The 1192-nt window shown below is 69.3% G+C and carries 2 protein-coding genes; both read right to left on the bottom strand.

What is annotated here, in order from left to right; translation table 11 throughout:
• Positions 1–682 (bottom strand): TolC family protein (locus tag AC58EF_RS28495; protein ID WP_497279727.1); only part of this gene is annotated, 682 nt, incomplete at its 3' end.
• On the bottom strand, positions 679–1192 hold a 514-nt coding region (locus AC58EF_RS28490; RefSeq protein WP_497279725.1), incomplete at its 5' end, for an efflux RND transporter permease subunit. The genes AC58EF_RS28490 and AC58EF_RS28495, both read right to left, overlap by 4 nt.

Here is a 1192-nt window from a genome sequence, read left to right as displayed (position 1 = left end):
GCGTGGTCGCCGCGATCGTCGCGACCTGCGAGACTTCGAGCGGCGACACCTCGCCGGCCCGGAACTGCTCCTGCATGATCGCGACGGAGCGATCCTGTATCGCCGCGACCTCGCGCGCGATGCGAACGGCGCGGGTCGCTCCGCACAAGTCGACATACGCAAGCACGGTATCGGCGACGACAGCAACGCGCAGTCCGTCGACGACCGCGGCCTGTGCCTCGGCATCCTCGCTCACCGCGACCGCACCGGAGCGCAGGCGGCCGAACAGGTCGATATCCCAGCTCGCAGTCGCGGCTATGTCATAGTCGGTGGTAGGCACGTTGCCCGACGCGCTTGGCTGGCTCGCGGGATTGTCGATGCCCAACGAACTCTCGATCACGGTCTGCGGCAGTCGCGCCGCCCGCGCCTGGCGCAGCGCCGCGCGCGCGCCGTCGAGATTGGCATAAGCAACGCGCAAGTCCGCATTGGCTGCGAGCGCGGCGCGAACCAGCCCATCGAGGGCGAGATCGTCGTAGAGTCGCCACCAGTCGTCGGGCACGGGTGCGATCGATGCGACGGGCAGCGCCGCGAACGGCCCCATCGCGGTCGCCGGGGTGACCGTGGGCGGCAGTTTCGGGACACTTATGCACGCGGAGGCGAGCAGGGCGAGCCCCGGGATTGCGGCGTGGTGGAGACGGATCATGCCAGCGCCTCATTCTGCGCGACCGGAGGCGGCGTAGCCGGACGCTCCTCGCCGTAGCGGGCATAGAGCGCGGGCAGCAGCAGCAGGTTGAGCGCGGTCGACGAGATAAGGCCGCCCAGGATCACGATCGCCATCGGATGCTCGATCTCGTGGCCCGGCGCGTTGCCGGCGACGATCAGCGGGACCAGCGCTAGGCCGGCGCAGGCGGCGGTCATCAGGATCGGCACCAACCGTTCCTCGGCGCCGCGCAGCACCAGGTCGCGGCCGAAAGTCATCCCCTCATGGCGTTCGAGATGCTGATAGTGCGACAGGAGCATGATGCCGTTGCGTGCGGCGATGCCGATCACGGTCACGAAGCCGACCAGCGACCCGAGCGACAGCACCCCGCCGGTGAGCGCGACCGCGACCACTCCCCCTACCAGCGCGAAGGGAAGGCTGACGCCGACCAGCGCGGTGATGCGGCGCGAGCGGAACTCCATCCAGACGAGTAGCAGGATACCGACAAGGCAG

Source organism: Sphingobium sp. WR1, assembly GCF_059693745.1.
The sequence above is the reverse complement of the archived record's forward strand: the minus strand, read 5'-3'. Positions and strand labels throughout refer to the sequence as shown.